The sequence below is a fragment of the Opitutus sp. GAS368 genome (assembly GCF_900104925.1).
Taxonomy (GTDB): Bacteria; Verrucomicrobiota; Verrucomicrobiia; order Opitutales; family Opitutaceae; genus Lacunisphaera.
Map to the genome: position 1 here is coordinate 2,145,285 of NZ_LT629735.1, position 15,416 is coordinate 2,160,700.

A 15,416-nucleotide genomic window follows, 5' to 3' on the forward strand; every position below is an offset into this window, starting at 1 on the left:
AGAATCGTTGCAGGGGAAAGGTCACAGGGTGTGGCCCACCGCCGCGGCCAGCAACTCCGCGGTGCGCGGCAGCGCGTCGGCCAGCGGCAGGCCCGGCGGCGTGATGGCGTGGTGCGCCCGGTCCGCCTCCACGCCGAGGCTGCCGGCGAAGACGTGGGCCACCTTGCCCACGCGCCGGGCCCGGGCGACGAGTGCACCGGGGCCCTTGCCGTCGAGTGAGGTGGCGTCGAACCGGCCTTCGCCGGTGATGATGATGTCGGCGGCGTTGATCCGGGTTGTCAGACCGAGCCAGTCGGACACCAGGTCGAAGCCCGGGATCAGTTTCGCCCCGCAAGCGACCATGAGGCCGAAGGAAATGCCGCCGGCCGCACCGGCGCCGGGTGCGGTCATGAAAGTGCGCGGCCGCTCACAATGGTCGCACAGCAGCTCGGCCATGCGCCGGGCGCGCGTCTCGAGCTCCAGCACGTCGGTGGGGGGCAGGCCCTTTTGCGGGCCGAAGGTCACGGTGGCGCCCTTCGGGCCGAGCAGGGGGTTGGTCACATCGCAGGCGATGAACACGGGCGGCAGGGCGACCCGGCCCTCGATCCGCACGATCTGGTGCCAGCGGGCGGGCACCGGCGGATCGACGACCTGTCCGAAGGCATCGATGAAGCGGAGACCCAAGGTCGCGAGCGCCCCGAAGCCAAGGTCGTTGGTCGCGCTGCCGCCGATGCCGAGGAGGATGGCCGCGGGCTTCCTGGCCGCTGCTGCGGCCAGCAACTGGCCGGTGCCGACAGACGTGGTGTGCCACGGATTGCGCTGTTCCGGCGCCAGCAGCGCCAAGCCGCTGGCCGCGGCCATGCCGACGACCGCGACGGTGCCGTTGACGCCGAGTCGCTCGCGTGCGGCCGCGGGCAGGACCTGACTCGACACGAAACCGACGGGGGCCGTCACGCTAATCCCGCGCGGGCCGGAGACGGCCAGAGGTTCGCCGGGCTGCTGCGTCAGGATCTCCACGAATCCCTCGCCGCCGTCGGTGAGCGGGCAGAGGTCGAGCTCCCAGTCGGGATGCTTCGCGCGCAACGCGCCGGCCGCGGCCGCGCAGGCCTGCGGTGCGGTCAGGGCGTCCTTGAATTTGTCGAAGGCGATGAGGACGCGCATGGGGAAGAAAGCCTCAAGTATCAGGTATCAAGTAACAGGAAGCATGGAGGTCCCGGGACTTGTCACTTGTTACCTGGCTACCTGGCACTTGCTACTTTACTTCGCGGTGCGGCGCGCCGCGACAGCTTGCGCCAGTTTTTCGAGCACCGGCACGGTCTCGTCGAACGAGAGGCAGGCGTCGGTGATGCTCTGGCCGTAGACCGGCACTTTGCCCGGTTCGTATTTTTGGGCGCCGCCGATCAGGTTGCTCTCGAGCATGACGCCGATGATGGCGCGCTCGCCGCCGGCCACCTGCGCGGCGAGATCGGCGGCGACCGCCGGTTGCTGGTCGTGCTGCTTGCCGCTGTTGCCATGGCTGCAGTCGATCAAGACAACGGCCGACAGGCCGGCCTTGACGAGCAGGGCGCGGGCGCGGGCGACGTGCAGAGCATCGTAATTGGGGCCGCCGGCCCCGCCGCGGAGAACCAGATGGCATTCGGGGTTGCCGGTGGTGCCGAGCACGGCCGGGGCGCCCTCGCGGGTGAGGGATGGGAAGCAGTGCGGGTGCCGGGCCGAGACGATGGCGTCGACCGCCACCTGCAGGTCGCCGTCGGTGCGGTTCTTGAAGCCGACGGGCATCGAGAGGCCGGAGGCGAGCTCGCGGTGGATCTGGCTCTCGGTCGTGCGCGCACCGATCGCGGCCCACGAGACGAGGTCGGCGTAATATTGGCCGAGCGTGGTGTCGAGGAACTCGGTGCCGATGGGCAGGCCGGCGGCGTTGATGTCCAGCATCAGCTGGCGGGCAAGGCGCAGGCCGGTGTTGACCTGGAAGCTGCCGTCGAGGTGCGGGTCGTTGATCAGGCCCTTCCAGCCGATGGTCGTGCGGGGTTTTTCAAAATAGACGCGCATCACCACCAGCAGGTCGCGGGCGAGGCGGTCGGCCACGGGCTTCAGTTTTTTCGCGTAGTCGAGCGCCGCCGCCGGGTCGTGAATCGAGCACGGGCCGACAATGGCCAGCAACCGGTCGTCGCGGCCGGCCAGGATGTCGCCAACGACCCGGCGGGCCGCCTGCACCAGGGTGGCGCCGGCATCCGGCAGCGGCAGGTCCTCCTCGAGGATGGCCGGCGAGAGCAGCGGGCGGGCCGTGCTGATGCGGAGGTCGGAGGTGGGCTGGTGCATGGGCAGGTGGTCCAGTGAACGCACCCCCGTCCCAAATGCACGCGGATTTTCGCCTCGCGACGGCCCGGGGGAGGCCAAAGCTCCCGCGATGCTCTCCCTTTGTCAGCACGGTTACGAAGCCCTCCTCGAGCGCGAACTCACGGGGGCCGGCCTGGCCGTGACGGAGAAGGGCCCGGGCTGGGCGCTTTGTGCGGGTGGGGCGAATCCTCCGGATGAGCCGCAGGCCACGGGCGCCGGCTCGTCGGGACGACTCGCCCTACCTTCATTGGCGTTTCCCCATCTTACCCTCCTCGCGCCGCGCGAGTTCAAGGGCGAGTCGGTCAACGCGCTCGCGGCGCAGCTGGCGGACTTTTTCCTCGAGAGCCTGCGCGGCGAGCGCATCGAAGCGGCGTGGCCGTGCGTTTTTCAAACCGTGCCGGAAGTGGTCGGCCTGGGCCGGCGGGCGAGCGGCGTCGAGAAGGCCTTCGACGAGTTGTTGCGCAAGAAACTCGCGCGCATCGCCAAGCTCGCCGTGCCGGAACTGCCGCGCGGGGCAGGTGAGGCGCGCGGGCTGTTCGTTTTTTTCGCCGACTTCGGCCGGGTGTTTGCGGCGCGCGAGGCCTGGCTCGGCGGCCAGCGGCGCATGGCGGACGACGACGCGGCGCCGTCGCGCTCCTATTTGAAGGTCGAGGAGGCCTACATCGTCCTCGGCCGCGAGCCGGCGGCGGATGAGACGGTCGTGGACCTGGGGGCGGCGCCCGGCGGCTGGAGCTACAGCGCGGCGAAGCGCGGCGCGCGCGTGATCGCCGTGGACAACGGCCCGCTCAAGGGCGGCGCGCTCAATCATCCGTTGATCGAGCACCGGCTGGAAGACGCCTTCAAGTTCGCGCCGCCGCCGGGTGTGACCTGCGACTGGCTGTTCTGCGACCTGGTCGAGGAACCGCACCACGTGATGCAGAACATCGCCGGGCCGTGGCTGGCCCACCGCTGGTGCCGGCGGTTCGTGATCAACCTGAAGTTCGGCCACGTGGATTCGCTGGCCCTGCTCCAGGAAATCGCGGCGCCGGAGTCGCCCTTTGCGAAGCACGCCGCCAATCTCCGCATCCGCCACTTGTATCACGACCGCGAGGAGTTCACCGTGGTCGGCGAGATCAACCCATGAAGCCTTCCCCCTCGTCCAAGGAAATGAATGTCTGCGGCTGGCAGGCGGTGTCGACGCTGTTCGCCCGCCATCCGGCCGAGGTGCGGCGGCTGTTCTTCGACGCGGCGACCGGCAAGCGGGCGGGGGAATTCTGCTCGCAGCTGGCCGCGCAGAAGAAGGTCTACCGGCAGGTGGACGCGGCCGAGCTCGACAAGATCGCCGGCAGCAAGCTGCACGGCGGCATCGTGGCGGTCATCGCCGAGCGGCCGCTGCGCAAGGTGACGCGCGAGGTGCTGGCGGAGTGGGCGCGGGCCAAGGCGCAGTTGCTGCTGCTCGACCGCGTGAGCAACGCCAACAACGTCGGCGCCATTGTGCGGACCGCGGCGTTCTTCGGCGTGCAGTCGATCATCGTGCCCGATCATCCCGGGCAGGCCGTGCCGGGCGAGGCGGCCTGGCGCGTGGCCGAGGGCGGGATGGAGTTTGTAGATTTCTACCGCGTGCCGGCCCTGGCGCCTTTCTGCGCGGAGCTGAAGCGCAGCCATTACCTCGTCGGCACCAGCCTGCGCGGCAACCAACTCTCACCCAGCGTGGCCCGGGAACGCGGCCTGCCAAAACCGCCGGCGATCATCCTCGGCAACGAGGAACGCGGTATGGCGCCGGAGATCATGACGCAGTGCGACCGGTTGGTGAAGATCCCCGGCGCCGACACGGTCGAGTCGCTCAACGTCTCCGCGGCGGCCGCGGTCCTCTGCTGGGAATTTTTCGGACCGCACTGAGGCCGCCGCGGATCCGGTCAGCGCCCGAACAGCTTGCGCAACAAACCGGGGGTTCCTGCGGCCGCGGGCGCCACGGCCGCGTTCATCTCGGGCACACCGAGCAGCGGTTCGTAGTGGCCGGATTTCTTGTAGAGAATGACCACGTCCTGCGTGCCCCACGCCTCCTCCAAGTAGGCGCGCACGATGATATCGGGGTAGCGCTGCAGGGTGCGCATGACCCACTCGGGCGAGCTGAGCGCCAGGCCGTAATCCTCCTCGGCGTTGCTGCTGGCGTAGCGCTGGTAGGCGAAACCGGTACGGGCGTATTCCTCGAGCAGCGCGGGCTTGTCAATGTCCTCGGCCACATGGCGACGGCCGCGCACGAGCAAACTGGAGACATTGCGGCCCTGCGTCGTGAAGACAATGACGCCGAATTCGCGCGTCCACTTGACGAGGCAATCGAGCGTGGCCAGCCAGCGATCACGTCGTAGGTGCGTGACGAGGGAGCCGACCCAGATGAGATCGAATTGGGATTGGAATGAAAGCTGGCTCAGGTCGGGCTTGGAGTAGATCGGTTTGGTGCCGAACTGGGCGGCGCAGAAATCAACCCCGCCACGGTCAAGATCGCAGGCGGTGATGTTAGCGTAGCCATAGTGGGCGCGGAGCCAGCGCAGCACGCGGCCGTGACCACAGGGCAGGTCGAGAATGTCAGGGTAGTGCGGTTTGTCGCACAGCTCTGCGGAGAAGTGAATCAACTCCAGTGCTCGCCGCCCAAGTTCGAAGTATTGCTCGGGGTTTTCCGGTGACACCATGCCGTCGCCGGGTGCAAGGGTGCGATCAACCGGCAACTGGCTGAAATCGTAAAGAGGAGGCATGGACAGAGCCGGTGTTTAGGTGTCTGACAGATGTGCGTCAATCGTGGCCGCGCAGCACGGCGCGGAGCGGCGAGCCGTCGCCGCCCTTGATGCGGAGCGGCAGGGCGATCAGTTCGTAGACCCCCGGGGCCACGGCGCGCAGGTCGAGGTTTTCCACGATGACCAGCCCGGCGGCATCGCAGGCGTGGTGGATCGGCAGGTCCTTGCTGGTGATCTCGTCCACGGAGGGCACGTCGAAACCGATGAGTGCGACGCTGCGGGCGGCGAGCCACGCCGGCGTGTCGGCGGACAGCAGCGGCCAGGTGGTGGGGAAGACGGTGGGGTCGGTCCACGAATCGCTCTTGAACAGCACGCGCGGGGTTGCGGCGAAGTCGTGGGCGGCGAGCAAGGCGGGGGTGATCAGCGTCTGGCCGCGGATGTCCACAACCCGGGCCGGGCCCACGTAGGTGTCGACGGGCACCTCGTCGATCTTCCGGCCGGCGTCGTTGTAGTGATACGGCGCGTCGGCGTGGGTGCCGGCGTGCAGGCTGAGGCGCAGCCGGCCGACATTGGCCGCGTAGCCGGCGGCCTTGGTGTGGGCGAAGGCGAACTCGGCGGGCGTGTCGCCGGGCCAGACGGGCATGTTGGTATAAATCGGGCGGCTGATGTCGTGGAGCTTCATGTGACGAGGGCGCGTTGTGTTGAAAATTTCTCGTGGGCAGCCGTGCGGACAATGGCCTGCAGCTGCGCGATGGCCCCCGCGCAGTCGGCAAAGGTGTTGTAGAGCGGCGCGGGAGCGAGCCGGATGATGTCGGGCCGGCGGAAGTCCGGCACAACCCCCGCGGCCTTCAGCGCCTGGCAGATCCGCCAGGCCTCGGGGTGGGCCAGCGCCACGTGGCCGCCGCGTTCGGCCTCGGCCCGCGGGTTGGCGACGGTGAAACCCAGCCCGGCCAGCTCGCGGTCCGCCCGTTCCATCAGGAAGGAGGTCAGCGCGAGCGACTTGGCGCGCAGGGCGGACACGCCGCCGGCCTCGGCGATGAGCTCGAGCGAACCGAGCAGCGGTGCGACGCTGAGCAGGTGCGGTGTGCCGATATGCAGGGCCGAGGCATCCGGCGCCGGTTCGTGCTGCGCGACGAGCGCGAAACGCCGGTCGGGACGCACGCCCCACCAGCCGGCGAGCCCGGGGGCGCGCCCGAGGTGGCGGCGGTTGAAATACAATCCACCGACCGCGCCGGGGCCGGCGTTGAGGTATTTGTAGTGGCACCAGAAGGCGAAGTCCGCCCCGTCGCGGTCGAGCGTGTGCGGCACGGCGCCGATCGAGTGCGAGCAATCCCAACCGATCAGCACGCCGCGGTCGTGCGCGGCCTTGGTCAGCGCCGCGAGATCGAGCAATTGCCCGCTGACGAACTGCACGGCCGGCAGCACGGCCAGCTGCACGTCGGGGGTGAACGCCGCGCTGATGTCCTCGGGACGCAGCGTGCGGCCGTCACGGCTTTTGATGAGCCGCAGGTGCCGGGTCGGGTCGAGCCCGCGCTGGCGCAGATGGCTGTGCAGGGCATGCAGGTCGGAGGAAAAGTTCAGTTCGTCCGCCAGGATGACCTTTCGCGGTGCGGCGGGGTCGAACAGCGTGGCGAGGAGCTGGTGCAGGTTGGTCGTGGTCGAGCCGGTGACGGCCACCTCGTCCGGCGCGGCGCCGACAAGCGGGGCGACCGACGCGGCCACGGTCTCGCTGAGGGTGATCCAAGGCGGCGCGGCGTCGGTCCAGCCGCTGATGCCGAGCGCGCGCCACTCGTCGAGGACACGCTGCACGTGGGCCTCGGCGCGCCGGGACAGCGGCCCGAGCGAATTGCCGTCGAGGTAGATCCGGCCGGGGGGCAGGAAAAATTCCGCGCGAAACCGGGCGAGGGGGTCGGCTTGGTCCAGGGCGGCGGGGGAACGCACCGCGGGAGGTTCGCAGGAAAGCGTGACGGCGCAAACGCGAAAGCAAATTGGCTGGCGGGGACCGCCCGGTCCCGCACAATCACGGTGTGAACCTCCCCATCTGGGAAGACCGCGACTGGCGGCCGTTGCCGAGGCTGGAAGGCCCGGTGCGGGCCGACGTGTGCGTCATCGGGCTGGGCGGCTCGGGCTTGGCGGCGCTGGAGGAACTCGGCGCGCTGGGCGTCAGCGCCGTGGGCGTGGAGGCGGGCGAGGTCGGCGCCGGCGCGGCGGGCCGCAATGGCGGCTTCGTGCTCGCGGGGCTCGCCCGGTTTTTCAACGAGGCCGTCGCCTCGTTCGGCGAGACGACGGCCCGCGCGCTTTACCGGTCGACCGCCCGGGAGATCCAGCGCCAGACGGAGGAGATGCCGGAGATTGTCCGTCTCACGGGTTCGCTGCGGCTGGCGGCGGATGCCGCCGAGCGCGCGGAGTGCCAGAAGCACCTCGCGGCGTTGCGCTACTGCGGCTTCGCCGCCGAGCCTTACGCCGGCCCGGAAGGTGAGGGCATCCTGCTGCCGACGGACGGGGTCATGCAGCCGCTGCGCCGGGTGCGGGCCATCGCGCGGAAACTGCGGCAGCGCGACGCGTTGCTTTACGAGGGCTCTCCCGTGCGGAAGATCGTCCCCGGCTCGGTCGTGACCGACAAGGGCACGATCTTTTGCGAGACGGTGATCGTGGCCATCGACGGCCGGCTCGAAGGATTCTTCCCCGAGCTCAGCCCGCGGGTCCGCACCGCCCGGCTGCAGATGCTGGCGACGGGCCCGGCGCCCGAGGTGAGTTTCACGCGTCCAATCTACTGGCGGCACGGTTTTGAATACTGGCAGCAGCTGCCCGACCAGGGCATCGCACTCGGCGGATTCCGCGACCGAGGCGGCGAAGGCGAGTGGACGCACTCCACCGAGCCGACGGAATTGATCCAGGGGTTGCTCGATGACTTCCTGCGCGAACACCTCAAGGTGCGCGCACCGGTCACGCACCGCTGGGCGGCATCGGTGGCCTATACGACGGACGGCCTGCCGGTGCTGGAACAGGTGCGCGACCGGGTCTGGGCCGTGGGCGGTTACTGTGGCACGGGCAACATCGTCGGTGCCTTGAGTGCTCGCGCCGCCGCCCGGCTGGCGTGCGGTCAAACGGCGGAATGGGCCGACTTGCTCGCGGCCGCGCGCACCGCGGCGGCCAAGTCATAAGCGGCTGCGGGATTGACACCCGGACGCGGCCTGGGCACCAATGGCGCCCGTGAATCGTTTTGCCGCCACCTTCAGCTTTACCTTTGCGGGCTACTTTAGCCCGCAGACCGCCGGCGGCTTGTCCATTCGCAAACCCTGATTCACCCCCAGAACCAATTTGCAAAGGAGCCGCCCCACCGGGCGGCTTTTTTGTTTTAAAACCAAGACATTTTTCCCGCGAATTACGCGGATGAATACGGATAAAAACCAGCAACCTTGATATCACTCTTTCTTCATCCACGAGCATCCGCGCCATCCGCGGAGAATTGATCGAATCACCCAATTCCCAAACACCACCACCATGATCCTGCCAAAAAACAACCGTCTTTCCACGGAGGAAGTCGCCCAGCTGACCGCCATCGTCGGCGAGTTCGGCTGCCGCATCCAACCGATCGTCGGCGATGTCCGCACGATTTACGCCATCGTGGGCGACGAGCGCCATGAGCTCATGATCAGCCGGCTCGAGGGCCTGCCGTTCGTCGACCGCGTCGACACCATCCAGTCGCCGCACAAGCTGATGGATATCAAGTCCGAGCTCGCCCGCCACCGCGTGAAGGTCGGCGGCGTGACCCTCGGCGACGAACTGCTGATCATGGCCGGGCATTGCACCATCGACCCGAAGAATCCGAACCTCTTCTACGAGACGGCGCAGGCGGTGAAGGAGGCCGGCGCCCACGCCCTGCGCGGCGGCGTCTGGAAACCGCGCACCAATCCCTACGCTTTCCAGGGCGACAACAAGTCGCTCGACATCCTGATGGAGGGTTCGCGCCGCACCGGCCTGCCCGTGGACACCGAGGTGATGGACGAGGAGCAGCTGAAGCTCGCCCTCGCCGCCGGCGTGCAGGTGCTGCAGATCGGTGCGCGCAATGCCCTCAATTACTCGCTGCTGCGCCAGGTCGGCGCGGCCATCGCGGGCCGGCCCACCGCCGTCCTGCTCAAGCGCGGCATGCACACCGGCACGCTCAACGAGTTCATCTCCGCCGCCGAATACATCGTGAATTTCGGCAACCCCAACGTCATCCTCTGCCCGCGCGGCACCCAGCCCGGCCTCGACGGCTACCGCAACCACCCCGACGAATCCATCACGCCGCTGCTCAAGGAGCGCACCTGGGCCCCGGTCGTCATCGACCCGTCGCACTCGGTCGGCAAGGCGGCCTACGTGCCGGCCTGCGCGCTGGCCGCGGTCGCCTACGGGGCCGACGGCCTGTGCATCGAGGCGCATGTCAGTCCGAACCACGGGCTGGGCGACGACCCGAAGCAGGCGATCACCCCCGCGGTGCTTGCGGGGTTGATTACCCGGGCCAAGGCCCTCCATGCTCTCCGCCGCTCCGCCTGATGCCCTTGTAGGAGCCTGCTTGCAGGCGATTTAAACCCACGATTGCCCCGCACATCCTGATCGCTTGTAAACAAGCTCCTACAAAACCGACCGCCGCCGTGTCATGAAAAAGCAACTCGCCAAAATCCGCGCCGAGATCGACGCCCTCGACCAGAAGGTCGTCAAGATCCTCAACACCCGCCTGAAGTGCGCCCGGAAGATCGGCGAGCTGAAGCGCGGCGCGAAGACGCGCATCTACGTGGCGGAGCGCGAGGCCGACGTGCTGCGCCGCGTGGCGGCGGCGAACAAGGGCCCGCTCAAGCCGGCCGCCCTCCAGGCCATCTACCGCGAGATCATGTCGGCGGCGCTCGCGCTCGAGAAGCCGCTGTGCATCGCCTACCTCGGGCCCGAGGCCACCAACACCCACGCCGCCGCGCTGCGCAAGTTCGGCTCAAGCGTGGACTACCGCCCGATGGCGACCATCGCCGACATCTTCACCGCCGTGGAGAAGGGCGAGGCCGACTACGGCGTCGTGCCGGTCGAGAACTCCACCGAGGGCTCCGTGCGCGATTCGCTCGACCTGTTCGTCGAGACGCCGCTGAAGATCGTCGCCGAGCTGCACCAGGAGATCGAGCACACGCTGCTGTCGCGCGAGCCGCTGGCGAAGATAAAAAAAATCTACTCGAAGGACCAGGCACTGGCCCAGTGCCGCCGCTGGTTGCAGCGCAACCTGCCACACGCCCAGCTGGTGGATGTCGACAGCACCGCGCTCGGCGTGCAGATCGCCGCCAAGGAGAAGGGCGCCGCCGCCATCGCCCCGCGCATCGCCGGCGAGCGCTATGGCGTGCCCGTGGCCGCGACGCACATCCAGGACCTCAAGAACAACACCTCGCGCTTTGTTTTCCTCGGCCGCGAGGCCTCGGGCTCGGCCGGCAGCGGCCACGACAAGACGAGTCTGCTCGTCTCGCTGCACCACGAGCCCGGCGCGCTCCTGCATGCGTTGCAGCCCTTCAACCGCCGCAAGCTCAACCTCACGCGCATCGAGTCGCGCCCCAGCCGGCTGCGGCCGTGGGACTACATCTTCTTCCTCGACGTCACGGGGCACTACGAGGACCCGGCGATGCAGGCCGCGCTCAAGGAGCTGAGCAAGAAGTGCCCGCTCGTGAAGTGGCTCGGCAGCTATCCAGTGGCGAGGAAGTAGGGCTGCGGCATTGGAGCCACGGCGACCCCGCCGTGGTTGGTTGGAAGACCGCAGCGAGGTCGCTGCGGCTCCAGCTCAAGATTTCGGCGGCGCGTCCGTGGCGAGGCCGATGGCCTCCCACGCGGCGAGCTCCTGGCGGGCGGCCTCGAGCTTCGCGCGGAAAGCGCCGATCGCGAGGGCGCCGAGCACGAGCCGCAGCGGCGGGTTGGGGGAGTCGACGGCCTTGATCATCGCCCCGGCCGCAAGGTCGGGATCGCCGGGCTGCGAACCGGTGGCGCCGTAACCCGTGATCCGCGCGATGGTGGCGCCGGCGGGGGTCGCGGCATAGTCCGGAATGACCGCCGCGGCGCGCTTGAGGGATTCCCCCGCCCACTTGGTGCGGAACGGGCCGGGTTCGACGAGGGTGACGCGGATGCCCAGCGGGGCGGTCTCCTTGGCGATCGCCTCGCTGAAACCCTCAAGGGCGAACTTGCTCGCATTGTAGATGCCGGCCCCGGGCGTGCCGTTGAAACCACCGATGGAGGAGATTTGGAGAATGTGGCCGGATTTTTGCCGGCGCAGGTGCGGCAGCACGGCCCGCGTCACGGCGAGGGCGCCGAAGACATTCGTCTCCAGCTGGGCGCGGGCCTCGGCGTCGCTGACCTCCTCGACGGCCCCGAGGAGACCGTAGCCGGCGTTGTTCACGAGCACGTCGATCCGGCCGAATTGCTTGATGACCTGCGACACGACCGCGTTGACCTGGGCGTGGTCGTTGACGTCGAGCTTGACGCCGACGGTGCGACCGGGGGCGAGGGCGCTGTAGACGGCGAGCTGGGCGTCCTGCCGCAGCGTGCCGACGGCGATGTCACCCCGGGCGGCGACGGCTTCGGCGAGCGAGCGGCCCAGGCCGCTCGACACGCCCGTGATGAACCAGATGCGTTGTGCCATGCGCGGAGTTTCCCCACTTAGGGGAGTTTCGCAAATGCGAAGGCGGGGCGGGGCGCAATTTGGGCTCGGCAGTCCCGCGCGGTTCGGGTTTCGTGCTCCTGTGCGAGCGCTGAAAATTCTCTTCGTGAGCCCCGAGGTGGAGCCGTTCGTGAAGGTCGGCGGACTGGCGGACATGGTGGGGGCGCTGCCCAAGGAGCTGGCCAAGCTCGGCCACGACGTGCGGATCGTCTGCCCGGCTTACGGCTCGATCAAGCGCACCGGTGAGTGGCGCGCGCTCGACCAGCCGCTCGGCGTCGACGTCGGCCCGGCGACGCAGTGGGCGCGCACCTGGCAGACGGTGCTGCCGGGCACGACGGTGCCGGTGTATTTCCTGGAGAACCACGACTACTTTGCGCGGCCCGAGGTCTACACGGGGCCGTGGGGCGCGCACGAGGACAACGACCTGCGCTTCGCCTTCCTCTGCCGCGGCGCGCTGGCGCTGTGCCAGCAGCTGGACTGGATCCCCGACGTCGTGCACGGCCATGACTGGACCACGGGCCTGCTGCCGGTGATGCTCAACACCACGCTGCGCGCCACGCCGCTCGGCCGCACAGCGACCGTCTACACCATCCACAACCTCGAGCACCAGGGTTACTCGCCGGTGCGCGTGGTGGATTTTGCGCGGTTGCCCCTGGGTGAGTTCCAGCGCGACGGGATCGAGTCGGGCGGCATGGTCAACCTGATGAAGGCGGGCCTCTATCACTCGACAAAGCTCACGACGGTGAGCCCGACCTACGCGAAGGAGATTGTCACGCCCGACGGTGGCTTCGGGCTCGATGCGGCGCTGCGTTTCCGGGCGGGCGACCTCGTGGGCATCGTCAACGGCATCGATGACGAATCCTGGGACCCGGCGCATGACCGGGCCCTGCCGGCGCCTTATTCGGCGGCCGATCTCCACGGCAAGGCGCTCTGCAAGGCGGCGCTGCAGCGGCATTTTCACCTGGACGTGAACCCGGTCGTGCCGCTCTTCGGCGTGGTCTCGCGGCTGGCGGCGCAGAAGGGGCTCGACCTGCTGGCCGAGGCCCTGCCGGCCATCATGGAGAAGATGGAAATCCAGCTCGTGCTGCTCGGCAACGGCGACGGGCGGATGGAAAACACCTTCCAATGGGCGGCGCAGGCCTACCGCGGGCGCTGCGGGGCCCAGATCGGTTTCGATGGCAAGCTGGCGCGGCTGATCCAGGGTGGCAGCGACTGCTTCGTCATGCCCAGCCGGTCGGAACCGTGCGGGCTGACGCAGATGTATGCGATGCGCTACGGCACGCTGCCGATCGTCCGCGCGACCGGGGGGCTGGTGGACACGGTCCAGAATTTCGAGGAAGGCCAGGCGCGGGGCACGGGCTTTGTCTTCCACGCGGCCACGGCCGGGGCGCTGGCCGACACGCTCGGCTGGGCGTGCGCCACCTACTACGACCGGCCGCAGGAATTCGCCGGGCTGCAGCAGCGGGCGATGGCGCAGGATTTTTCGTGGCGGCAGAGCGCCGCGCAATACGTCGAGCTCTACCGCTGGGCGGTCGAGCACCGCACGGGCACTTACCCGGCATAGAGGCTGAAAGCTTTGGAGGGCCCAGCTCCAGCTGGGCCGCAGCCCCAGGGGCCCTGAGCTTGTCGGAACGGCCCAGCTGGAGCTGAGCCCTCCACGGCGGGACAACGATCCCGTTCTACAGATTATCCCGCGTGAACCGCCACCGCCTTGGGCGTGTGGAAGAAGCGGTTGTTCGCCACGTCGTCCACCGCGATGGCCTCGTCGAGCGACTCCCACTGGATGGTCCGGCCGGCGTTGACCAGCTGGATTTTCTCGAGCTCGGACTGCGAGGCGTTGGCCAGCGCGTTGTATTTGCTGGCGGGAAAGCTGACCGAGCGGCGGGCGTTGATCTCAAGATAAATGCGCCGGCCCTGGACCCAGCAGCGCAGGGCGGTGAGGGCGGGAATGACGGTTTGGGCGGTGTCCATCCTCCGACGTTACCCAGCCCCGCGGGAATAGCAATGTATCCCGCTGCGCAGCCTATCCGCCTTCGCCGGACGCTTCGGCGCGATTTCGCCGGCCGGCGGCCGGCTCAATACCGGTCCATCACCTGCCACATGATCCAGGTGATGGTGACGCCAATCATGATCATGCCGGCCAGCCCCGAAACGAAAACGACCGGATTGCCCCGGCCAAGCACGGTAATCGTGCCAAGCAGGATCTCGCTGGGGAGCAGGATTAGCAGGTAATCGCGCCAGCGGCGGGACTTGATCTTGCGGATCTCGATCTCATCGCCGGTGAGCTTTTTCTCCACCGCCCGGTTCTGCTGGAGCGTTGCATAGACATCGTTCGGATCGCCCGCCTTGGGACCGGTCGCGCCCTTGGGCGAAGCGGTCACCGGTCCGGCCATGACGGCCAGCTCCTTGGCCGTGGGCAGCGGCGCCGCGCCGGGCATCCGCACGTTGTCGCGTGTGAACTCGCGCTCCTTGAAACCGTAAACCTTGGGCGGCGGGTCGTCGGATTCCATGCGGCGAAGGATGGCGGGCGGGCGTTGCCGGCTCGACTAAATTCCGCAGACCCGCCGGTAAAGCGCTTCATAGCGCGGGACGATGGCGGCGGCGGAAAAGTGCTCCCGGGCGCGCTGCTGCGCGGCGCGACCGAGCGCGGCGCGGCGGGCGGGATCGGCGATGAGCGTGCCCACGGCCTGCGCCAGCGCGGCGGTGTCGCCCAGCGGCACCAGCAGCCCGGTTTCGCCGGAGCGCGTGACCTCCGGGATCCCGCCGACGGCAAACGCGGCGCTGGGACAGCCGAAGCTCATCAGCTCCAGGATGCTGAGGCAGAAACTTTCCATCTCCGAGGTGAACAGGCCGGCGTCGGCCGTCTGCAGGTAGTCCTCCACGTCGCTCACGCGCTCGCGCACGACGAGACGGCCGGCCAGACCGAGCCGGGTGGCTTCCGCCCGGAGCGGCGCCGGGTCGCCCCCCGCCAGCACGACGAGCTTGAAGGCGGTGGCCGCGGGAAGTTTCGCGACGGTCTCCAGCAGCAGGTCGAGGCGCTTGAGCGGGCGCAGGTTCGAGATGTGCAGGAGCAGGGCCTCGCCGTCGGTCACGCCGAGTTCGCGCCGCACCTCGGCGCGGGAGCGGCGCGGGGCGTGCGGGGCGAAGAAATTGTGGATGACCTCGACCGGGCGCTGCACGCCGAGCAGGCGCACGGTTTCACCGCGCATGAACTCGGAAACAGTCGTGATGGCGTCGGAGTGCTCGAGGGCGTGCCGGATGGCCGGGCCGTAGCCGGGGTCGCGGCCGAGCAGCGTGGTGTCGGTGCCGTGCAGCGTCGTGATGATGCGCAGGCGGTGCTCCGCGTGCAGCATGGCGCGGGCGAGGATGGCGGCGGTGGCGTGCGGCACGGCGTAGTGGACGTGCAGGACATCGAGCCGGTGCACCCGGCTGACCTCGGCCATCTTCACCGAGAGCGGCAGGGTGTAGTCGGGATACTTGAACAGGTCGTAGCTGCTGACCTGCACCGGGTGGAAAAACACGTTCGGACCGGCCGGCATGCGGAACGGCGGCTCATAGCTGATGAAATGGATCGCATGGCCCCGCTGGGCCAGTTCCTCGCCCAGCTCCGACGCGAGGATGCCGCTGCCACCCACCGACGGGTAGCAGGTGATGCCGATCTTGAGGGGACGGTCAGACATGACGATTCATCAAGGCAGTTGAACCACGAATGGACACGAAGGGAC

At 68.6% G+C, this 15,416-nt stretch carries 15 protein-coding genes; 6 read left to right on the forward strand and 9 right to left on the reverse strand.

Going from position 1 to position 15,416, the window contains the following annotated elements; genetic code table 11:
* Positions 1–21: 21 nt before the first annotated feature.
* Positions 22–1,140, reverse strand: a complete 1,119-nt coding sequence (locus BLU29_RS09170; RefSeq protein ID WP_091056982.1) for a glycerate kinase — start codon at positions 1,138–1,140, stop codon at positions 22–24.
* Positions 1,141–1,236: 96 nt separating this feature from the next.
* A complete protein-coding gene (locus tag BLU29_RS09175) occupies positions 1,237–2,298 on the reverse strand; it encodes a 3-deoxy-7-phosphoheptulonate synthase (RefSeq protein ID WP_091056985.1) in 1,062 nt (353 codons plus the stop codon).
* Positions 2,299–2,386: 88 nt separating this feature from the next.
* Here BLU29_RS09175 and BLU29_RS09180 point away from each other — a divergent pair, with 88 nt between their 5' ends.
* Together BLU29_RS09180 and BLU29_RS09185 are read left to right on the forward strand one after the other, a co-directional pair.
* A complete protein-coding gene (locus tag BLU29_RS09180) occupies positions 2,387–3,439 on the forward strand; it encodes an SAM-dependent methyltransferase (protein ID WP_091056988.1) in 1,053 nt (350 codons plus the stop codon).
* Positions 3,436–4,194: an RNA methyltransferase gene (locus tag BLU29_RS09185; protein ID WP_091056989.1), complete on the forward strand. Its 759-nt coding sequence runs from the start codon at positions 3,436–3,438 to the stop codon at positions 4,192–4,194. Before BLU29_RS09180 ends, BLU29_RS09185 begins: the two co-directional genes overlap by 4 nt.
* A 17-nt stretch (positions 4,195–4,211) precedes the next feature.
* Here the strand turns inward: BLU29_RS09185 and BLU29_RS09190 are convergent, their stop codons facing one another.
* From BLU29_RS09190 to kynU, 3 genes are read right to left on the reverse strand one after another with little or no spacing between them, the layout of a single operon-like run.
* Entirely contained in the window at positions 4,212–5,048 is an 837-nt protein-coding gene (locus BLU29_RS09190; protein ID WP_091056992.1) for a class I SAM-dependent methyltransferase, read from the reverse strand.
* 37 nt (positions 5,049–5,085) lie between these two features.
* Positions 5,086–5,709, reverse strand: coding sequence for a cyclase family protein (locus tag BLU29_RS09195; protein ID WP_091056993.1), 624 nt, complete (start codon positions 5,707–5,709; stop codon positions 5,086–5,088).
* Positions 5,706–6,968, reverse strand: coding sequence for a kynureninase (gene kynU / locus BLU29_RS09200; RefSeq protein WP_091056996.1), 1,263 nt, complete (start codon positions 6,966–6,968; stop codon positions 5,706–5,708). The genes BLU29_RS09195 and kynU overlap by 4 nt, the downstream gene beginning before the upstream one ends.
* An 86-nt stretch (positions 6,969–7,054) precedes the next feature.
* On the opposite strand from kynU, the gene BLU29_RS09205 reads away from it, so the two are divergent.
* The 3 genes from BLU29_RS09205 to pheA all read left to right on the forward strand — a co-directional run bounded on the left by BLU29_RS09205 (position 7,055) and on the right by pheA (position 10,746).
* Positions 7,055–8,191, forward strand: a complete 1,137-nt coding sequence (locus BLU29_RS09205; protein ID WP_091056998.1) for an FAD-binding oxidoreductase — start codon at positions 7,055–7,057, stop codon at positions 8,189–8,191.
* A 340-nt stretch (positions 8,192–8,531) separates the two neighbouring features.
* The gene (locus BLU29_RS09210) at positions 8,532–9,566 is read left to right on the forward strand and encodes a 3-deoxy-D-arabino-heptulosonate 7-phosphate synthase (protein WP_091057001.1); all 1,035 of its coding nucleotides are present in this window, start codon (positions 8,532–8,534) and stop codon (positions 9,564–9,566) included.
* Positions 9,567–9,669: 103 nt separating this feature from the next.
* Positions 9,670–10,746, forward strand: a complete 1,077-nt coding sequence (gene pheA / locus BLU29_RS09215) for a prephenate dehydratase (protein WP_091057004.1) — start codon at positions 9,670–9,672, stop codon at positions 10,744–10,746.
* 75 nt (positions 10,747–10,821) lie between these two features.
* Here the strand turns inward: pheA and BLU29_RS09220 are convergent, their stop codons facing one another.
* Complete coding sequence (locus BLU29_RS09220; RefSeq protein WP_091057007.1) at positions 10,822–11,673, reverse strand: oxidoreductase; 852 nt, start codon at positions 11,671–11,673, stop codon at positions 10,822–10,824.
* Between the two features lie 100 nt (positions 11,674–11,773).
* On the opposite strand from BLU29_RS09220, the gene glgA reads away from it, so the two are divergent.
* Positions 11,774–13,255: a glycogen synthase GlgA gene (glgA, locus tag BLU29_RS09225; protein WP_231962206.1), complete on the forward strand. Its 1,482-nt coding sequence runs from the start codon at positions 11,774–11,776 to the stop codon at positions 13,253–13,255.
* A gap of 122 nt (positions 13,256–13,377) precedes the next feature.
* Here glgA and BLU29_RS09230 read toward each other — a convergent pair whose 3' ends face one another.
* From BLU29_RS09230 to bshA, 3 genes are all read right to left on the reverse strand, one after another.
* Positions 13,378–13,662 carry a DUF2442 domain-containing protein gene (locus BLU29_RS09230; protein WP_091057011.1) on the reverse strand — a complete coding sequence of 95 codons (285 nt, stop codon included), beginning with the start codon at positions 13,660–13,662 and terminating at the stop codon, positions 13,378–13,380.
* A gap of 104 nt (positions 13,663–13,766) precedes the next feature.
* Positions 13,767–14,201: a hypothetical protein gene (locus tag BLU29_RS09235; protein ID WP_091057013.1), complete on the reverse strand. Its 435-nt coding sequence runs from the start codon at positions 14,199–14,201 to the stop codon at positions 13,767–13,769.
* A gap of 36 nt (positions 14,202–14,237) precedes the next feature.
* A complete protein-coding gene (bshA, locus tag BLU29_RS09240; protein WP_091057016.1) occupies positions 14,238–15,371 on the reverse strand; it encodes an N-acetyl-alpha-D-glucosaminyl L-malate synthase BshA in 1,134 nt (377 codons plus the stop codon).
* Positions 15,372–15,416 lie beyond the last annotated feature (45 nt).

Bases quoted from the DNA above. Each gene is read 5' to 3' on its own strand.
- BLU29_RS09170 (WP_091056982.1), bottom strand. From the start codon at position 1,140: ATGCGCGTCCTCATCGCCTTCGACAAATTCAAGGACGCCCTGACCGCA.
- BLU29_RS09175 (WP_091056985.1), bottom strand. From the start codon at position 2,298: ATGCACCAGCCCACCTCCGACCTCCGCATCAGCACGGCCCGCCCGCTG.
- BLU29_RS09180 (WP_091056988.1), top strand. From the start codon at position 2,387: ATGCTCTCCCTTTGTCAGCACGGTTACGAAGCCCTCCTCGAGCGCGAA.
- BLU29_RS09185 (WP_091056989.1), top strand. From the start codon at position 3,436: ATGAAGCCTTCCCCCTCGTCCAAGGAAATGAATGTCTGCGGCTGGCAG.
- BLU29_RS09190 (WP_091056992.1), bottom strand. From the start codon at position 5,048: ATGCCTCCTCTTTACGATTTCAGCCAGTTGCCGGTTGATCGCACCCTT.
- BLU29_RS09195 (WP_091056993.1), bottom strand. From the start codon at position 5,709: ATGAAGCTCCACGACATCAGCCGCCCGATTTATACCAACATGCCCGTC.
- BLU29_RS09210 (WP_091057001.1), top strand. From the start codon at position 8,532: ATGATCCTGCCAAAAAACAACCGTCTTTCCACGGAGGAAGTCGCCCAG.
- pheA (WP_091057004.1), top strand. From the start codon at position 9,670: ATGAAAAAGCAACTCGCCAAAATCCGCGCCGAGATCGACGCCCTCGAC.
- BLU29_RS09220 (WP_091057007.1), bottom strand. From the start codon at position 11,673: ATGGCACAACGCATCTGGTTCATCACGGGCGTGTCGAGCGGCCTGGGC.
- BLU29_RS09230 (WP_091057011.1), bottom strand. From the start codon at position 13,662: ATGGACACCGCCCAAACCGTCATTCCCGCCCTCACCGCCCTGCGCTGC.
- BLU29_RS09235 (WP_091057013.1), bottom strand. From the start codon at position 14,201: ATGGAATCCGACGACCCGCCGCCCAAGGTTTACGGTTTCAAGGAGCGC.
- bshA (WP_091057016.1), bottom strand. From the start codon at position 15,371: ATGTCTGACCGTCCCCTCAAGATCGGCATCACCTGCTACCCGTCGGTG.